Source organism: Pedobacter sp. 05L430 (assembly GCF_056397585.1).
In genome coordinates this window covers 1-5,913 of record NZ_JBFTNT010000267.1, presented here as the reverse complement: position 1 = coordinate 5,913, position 5,913 = coordinate 1, and the positions used below count along the sequence as shown (strand labels likewise).

Sequence of the window (5,913 nt, the reverse complement as noted above, 5' to 3'; positions counted from 1 at the left end):
ATATAAAAGAAGGTCAAATTCTTTTCTGGTTAGGTACACAAGCTGGCCATTTACTTTGACTTCCTTTGAGGCGGTGTCAATTTCCAGTTCATTGAAACTCAAAAGGCTGTTTCCATTGAAATTACGTCGTCTTATAATCGCTAGTGTTCTGGCATAAAGTTCGGATAAATGGAAAGGTTTGATCAGGTAGTCGTCAGCACCGAGGCTTAATCCTTCAATTTTCTGATCCAGGGAATTGCGCGCTGAAATGATGAGTACGCCATCTGCCTTATTGAGCTTTTTAAGATACTTTAAGAGCTGAAGCCCTTCTCCATCAGGAAGGGTTAAATCCAATAAAACGCAGTCATAATCGTAAATAGACAATTTTTGATATCCCTGTTCATAATTTGAAGCACAGTCACAAATATTTCCTTCAGCCGTCAAATACTGGTCAATACTTTGCCTTAAGCCTTCTTCGTCTTCAATAATTAGAAATTTCATACGTAAATATGATATTAAAATCTGAAGACTCTTTGAAGTTGGCCCCCATATTTCCCGATCGCAATCCGCTTCAGCAGATTTACGATGTAGTCGAACTGGGATTTTTTAGCTGATGCTTATTGGTTTGAAAGATTTTGTTTTTGAATATCTGCAGGCGCTGCAGAGCCTCTTCCAATTCCCGTTCCAGCAACGTATATTGATCTATTAAACTGAAGTCAATAGTTTGTTTTGGATCTGTAATCAGTGGTTTAAGTTGCCCGAAATATTCGCGTAGTCTATTTTTCAAATCTGCGCAAATACGGTTTAGACCTGAAAGTCTGTCAAAATCACTTTTGACCAGCATAAAGGAAGCTTTTTTAAAGAGCTTATTAAGCGTGGTCAATTCGCATTCGATAAACGACAGGTCAGTGGTCCATTGCTTGCCAATGAGGAATAGTTCCTGTAACTCTGTTTCGAGTTCATTGTTTTCAATTGTTGTTGCAGGTGTCATAACATAAGGTTTAATAATGTGTAAATGTTCCCTTAATTCACTGTTTTTCAATTGATGGAGCTCAGTTTTATACATGATATTCATCACGTTTTGAGGGGAAAATGGCTTGGTTTCAGACTGGGGTCTTCAGAAAAGATCGTTTTGCTTATTTATTAATGACAAGACCACTGAACAGCTTTCATGGAATTTAATCGATAAGGAGTCTTTTAACAGATCTTCCTGGTTTAAAAAGCTGTGTTAAATCAAGTTAATCCGTGACGCGGATCATTAAATAGTCGCGTAATAACCTGGAAATTTAGGGTTTAATTTAATGGATATGAAGATTTTAGTGAATTTGGTATTTTTGTTAGGTGCTGTTTCAGCAGTAAAATGCCAGGAAGCCAAATCTCAGCAGGCAATCTTAGCTGAAATGAAAAAGTCAACCTTCGGTATTGAATTGTGTTATCCAAACTCTGTCAAAAGGTTTTATAAGGCAAACGGCTTTAATTATGCATGGATCAAACCTAAAGACAAGGCGGGCCAAACCTGGACGGGGATGCTTTTGCTGGACTGTGTGCTTCAATTTGGACTTAATCATAACGATTACCATCCAGAAAAACTGTCCTATGACAGCTTAAGAACCATGATCAATGAGCCTGAAAAGGTCAGTGAGGTAGCCAAAGCTCAGTATGATCTGTTGCTGACTGATGCGCTGATTACTTTTATGAACCATTTGCATTACGGAAAGCTCAACCCTGAAGTTAGCTCAGCAAAGATAGATGGTGGAGGGTTAAAGGGATTTAGTGCCGAATCTGAGCTCATCGGTGCGCTAAAAGGAAAGGACTTCATGTTGACCCTGCTCAGCGTACAACCAAAGACTAAGGAATATGAGCAACTACAAAGTTATATGAGACTGATAAAGGGACAGTATGTCGACGACTGTTATGAAGTGCCCGAAACTGAGGCAAGAAAAATTGCCATTAATATGGAGAGACTAAGATGGGCGAATATTAATGGATTTAATTATATCCACATCAATATTCCGTCCTATTCAGTAAAGCTACACGAAAAAGATACCACTTATGATTTTAAGGCAATCGTGGGCAAAGCTGAAACACAAACGCCTGTGTTGAGCAGTAGTGTAACTCAAATTACTACCGGACCGGACCGCAAGGTTCCACAACATGTTTTTACGCAAACGCTCTTGCCACAGGCTATTAAAAACTCGGATTTTTTTGAGCACAATCATTATGAGATATACGATATCAAGGGAAAGCATATTGCAATAAACAGTTACAGGATAAGACAGATAAATAGTAATCCGGCGCATTATTTTGCCCGGCAGTCCAATGCTTGCGACAACTCTTTAGGCGCGCTGGTATTTCAATTCTCAAATAAATTCAATATTTATTTACACGACAGCCCCAATCAAGCACTTTTTGAGCGAGATCTAAGGGCGCTAAGTCATGGATGCATCCGGGTTCAGCAGGCGGAGAGACTGGCTGAATTGCTACTAAAGTACGATGGTTCAGAAAGTAAAATTCCCTTGATGCAGAAGTCGGTAAATGCCTATCAGAAAAGGAACTTCATACTGAGGAACCCGGTTCCGGTTAAGATCACATACCTCACTTGTGAGATCCAGGAAGGACTGCCGGTTTTTTACAAGGATATTTATCATTTGGATGAAACCCTGGAAAACCAGCTTTATGGAATGAGTGAGCCCAGCCTCGCCGATAATTTATGAAGTGAATTTTGTTAAGAATTATTATGGGGCGTATGTGTTGGGAATCCTGGAACGTGCAGTTCGGCGTGAGGAAATAAGCATTAGTGAGGTATCCAGAAGAATGAAGGTCTCTCGAAGGACTTTGTATAACTGGTTTGAACAGCGTACATTAGATATAAGTCTATTATCAGCTATAGGAAGGATCATCAACCATGATTTCAGCAAAGAGCTTGGTGAGGATTTGAGTTTCAGTGATGATCAACCTGGTAAGGTAGATAAAACGCATCTTAAATTGTCAGACCCCTCTCTTCCAGAAGAGCATGTGCATTACTGGATGCGGAAGTACATTGTTTTACTCGAGGAATATAATCAGCTCACCGATAAAATTGAACTTTAGCGTCAAACCGATCCTTCATCCCTCAGTCCAGTCTGTGGTTCAGCTAGAAGTTTTGAACTGGGTTGGTTCATTTTATCAGAATTCTCGTTTTTATATTATTAGTTTATGCAGCCAATTAAACGAACTGCCTGGCGAAATGATGAAAATGCGCTTGTCATCAGCAGGACCCTTTTACAGCAGATTAGTTCTTCAACTTGGTGATGCGACTAATGTCGATCAGGCATAGCTGATTGCCATTCTTTTCTATCAGGCCCTCTTCCTTAAAATCTGAAAGTGTTCTGCTTACTGTTTCCAGGGCAACTCCGGCCAGTTCAGCTAGCTCGTCTCTTGATATGTTTAACAGGATGGGAGAGGCTGAGGTCTTACTTAAACGCAATAGCACCTGTGCGATGCGTTTTCGTACCGAAAGGTAGGCCAGTTCTAATAGCTGTTCTTCTTTTTGGTGGATGTCTTTGGACAATATTTTGATAAACTGACGACTTACTTCCGGATATTTGTTCAATAAGTTTACAATAAGTTCCTTTGGCAATAAACAAACCGAAGTATGTTCCGTTGCCTCAGCAGTCTCAGTGTACGCTCCTTCAAGCAATAGCGAGTCCAGGCCGATGTAGTCGTCTGGTTTATATAAACTGGTGATCAATTGCCGACCATCAAGGGCTCGTTTGATCATTTTGATGCTGCCCTCCATAAGCAGGTATAATCCCTGAGGGCTGTCTCCTTCATAAAACAGCACCTGTTTTTTTTTTATGCGTTTGATTTTACGGCCGGCAATAAGCGCTTTAAGCTCGTTCATCCCATCTCCCGGGTTCAGCGATAGTCTCTCCAGGTGATTTAATGTACTGCGGTAGGCATCTTTCTGTTTTTGCCATTTGTTGATTCTGGTTTCTATTGCAGTGATTAATTCCATATCATCAAAAGGCTTGGTCAGGTAATCATCAGCACCCATTTCCATGGCCTTTCTGAAATCAATCCGTTCGGTCTTGGCGGTCAGGAAAATAAATGGTATTTCAGAGGTAGCACTGTTTTTGCCGAGTAAATACAACACTCCATATCCATCCAGTTCGGGCATCATAATGTCGCACAAAATAATATCAGGCTTATGCTGGCTGGCAAGCTCGATTCCTGCTTTTCCGTTATTAGCCTTAAGTGCTTTGTATCCGGATAGTTCCAGTATCTCCGCACAGCCTTCCCTGATATCGTTGTCGTCTTCGATGATCAATACAGTTTTCATGATTCCAGATGAAGGTAAAAAACTTAAAGTGTGACAGATGGTAAGTTAGGCAATTATTTTCCATTAACACAGATAAAAATTAAAATTTGTTCCGAAATCTACTTCACTTAAATGGATATATTGATATAAAGTAAGTACAGTATTTATTTGAGTTTATAATAATGTTTATCAATATCTTATGTTATTTATGTCATGTTCTGATTGAATCTTAGGTGCGAAAAATTTCCTGGTTTTTCCTGCTGTTGAGACGCAAATAGAAAAAAAAGAGCAAGCCTCTTGTAAATTACACCTTAAAACCGCACCCATTTTATCTTCATCAATCCGGGGCATTAATAAAAATCAATTTTCCCAGCTGTTAAGGGTATTTATCGTTTCGTGGGCTATTTCTTCCAAAGCTTCGGTGGTTAGAAATGCCTGATGTGGTGTAATCAGTACATTAGGCATCCTCATCAGTTCCGACAATAGCGGATCCMTGACCTGGTCTGCTTCATGATCTTCAAAAAATAAGCCATGCTCATTTTCATACACGTCAAGGCCTAAATAGCCGATTTTACCTCTTTTCAGCGCATCCAGGGCGTCTGTTGTTTTGATCAAACCTCCGCGTGCGGTATTGATGATCATCACTCCTGTTTTCATTTTTTCAATGCTCGTGCAGTCAATAATTTGTTTGGTCTGTTCATTTAACGGGATATGGAGGGAAATGACGTCAGCATTTTTATACAGAGCATCCAGGTCAACCATCTCAATGTCGGGTAAATTCTGCCCGGGGAGGATATCATATCCGATAATTTTGCACCCAAGTCCCTTGAAAATTGGTATTGCCGCCTTGCCGATGTGTCCCAGGCCAATCAAGCCTACTGTTTTTCCGTAGAAATTAAAGCCAATTAAGTTATTCAGGCTAAAGTTAAAATGTTGACATTGTTGGCTTGCCTGCACCAGATGACGGCTTAATGCAAGGGCAAGGGCGGCAGCATGTTCAGCAATCGCCTGGGGTGAGTAGGCCGGTATGTTTGCGATCTTTATTCCATATTTTTCTGCGGTGACCCTGTCAATATGATCTATTCCAACAGATCTGGTGGCAATGTACCTTATCCCTAAAGCTGCCAGCTTGTGAATAACAGGTGCGGTGACGTTATCATTGGTGAAGACGACCACTGCATCTGCCCCCTCGGCAAATGAGGTGGTTTCCGTACTCAATGTCCGTGTGGTAAAAACAAGGTCATGCCTTTGGTTATTGGCATGTAGCATCAGGGATTTCTCAACGGATTTTGTGCTGTAAAAAATTGCTTTCATGATTGGAAAAATTAAATGTATTGAGTTTGATAATTCAGGTGAATGAATTGTATCGCTATTTCTTCCTGAAAACCAGTAATGGAAGCTTGGAAACGGAAGAAAATTCAGCAGAAATACTGGATAAAAAGATTTTTTCAAAAATTGTTCTCCTTTGATTGCTGAACATAATTAATATTGACGGTTTGATGCTTTTTATATTTTTGTTGATGTTTGCGATCAATGTTTTTTCATAATCGAGGGTGTCGAAAACTGCACTAATGTGGTGTTTATTGAGTTTTTGGGTTAAAGTGTTGAAGGTCCGGGTGTCGGCAAGGTAATCC

At 40.1% G+C, this 5,913-nt stretch carries 7 protein-coding genes; 2 read left to right on the top strand and 5 right to left on the bottom strand.

Going from position 1 to position 5,913, the window contains the following annotated elements:
- A partial coding sequence (locus AC1DG9_RS22050; RefSeq protein WP_477635243.1) for a response regulator occupies window positions 1–480 on the bottom strand: 480 nt, incomplete at its 3' end.
- 79 nt (window positions 481–559) lie between these two features.
- Window positions 560–970: a hypothetical protein gene (locus AC1DG9_RS22045; protein WP_157766335.1), complete on the bottom strand. Its 411-nt coding sequence runs from the start codon at window positions 968–970 to the stop codon at window positions 560–562.
- Between the two features lie 316 nt (window positions 971–1,286).
- Between AC1DG9_RS22045 and AC1DG9_RS22040 the strand changes: the two genes are divergently transcribed.
- Both AC1DG9_RS22040 and AC1DG9_RS22035 read left to right on the top strand, forming a co-directional pair.
- On the top strand, window positions 1,287–2,693 hold the full coding sequence (locus AC1DG9_RS22040; protein WP_172659916.1) for a L,D-transpeptidase scaffold domain-containing protein: 1,407 nt from the start codon (window positions 1,287–1,289) through the stop codon (window positions 2,691–2,693).
- Between the two features lies 1 nt (window position 2,694).
- Complete coding sequence (locus AC1DG9_RS22035; RefSeq protein ID WP_172659917.1) at window positions 2,695–3,069, top strand: helix-turn-helix domain-containing protein; 375 nt, start codon at window positions 2,695–2,697, stop codon at window positions 3,067–3,069.
- Window positions 3,070–3,250: 181 nt separating this feature from the next.
- On the opposite strand, the gene AC1DG9_RS22030 is transcribed toward AC1DG9_RS22035, so the two are convergent.
- The 3 genes from AC1DG9_RS22030 to AC1DG9_RS22020 form a co-directional block, all read right to left on the bottom strand.
- On the bottom strand, window positions 3,251–4,300 hold the full coding sequence (locus AC1DG9_RS22030; RefSeq protein ID WP_337716633.1) for a response regulator: 1,050 nt from the start codon (window positions 4,298–4,300) through the stop codon (window positions 3,251–3,253).
- A 339-nt stretch (window positions 4,301–4,639) separates the two neighbouring features.
- The gene (locus tag AC1DG9_RS22025) at window positions 4,640–5,548 is read right to left on the bottom strand and encodes an NAD(P)-dependent oxidoreductase (RefSeq protein WP_477635242.1); all 909 of its coding nucleotides are present in this window, start codon (window positions 5,546–5,548) and stop codon (window positions 4,640–4,642) included.
- A 100-nt stretch (window positions 5,549–5,648) separates the two neighbouring features.
- A partial coding sequence (locus tag AC1DG9_RS22020) for a hypothetical protein (protein ID WP_477635241.1) occupies window positions 5,649–5,913 on the bottom strand: 265 nt, incomplete at its 5' end.

What these genes read in the sequence shown, in the direction of transcription:
- AC1DG9_RS22030 (WP_337716633.1), bottom strand. Translation starts at nt 4,300, where the DNA reads ATGAAAACTGTATTGATCATCGAAGACGACAACGATATCAGGGAAGGC.
- AC1DG9_RS22045 (WP_157766335.1), bottom strand. Translation starts at nt 970, where the DNA reads ATGACACCTGCAACAACAATTGAAAACAATGAACTCGAAACAGAGTTA.
- AC1DG9_RS22040 (WP_172659916.1), top strand. Translation starts at nt 1,287, where the DNA reads ATGAAGATTTTAGTGAATTTGGTATTTTTGTTAGGTGCTGTTTCAGCA.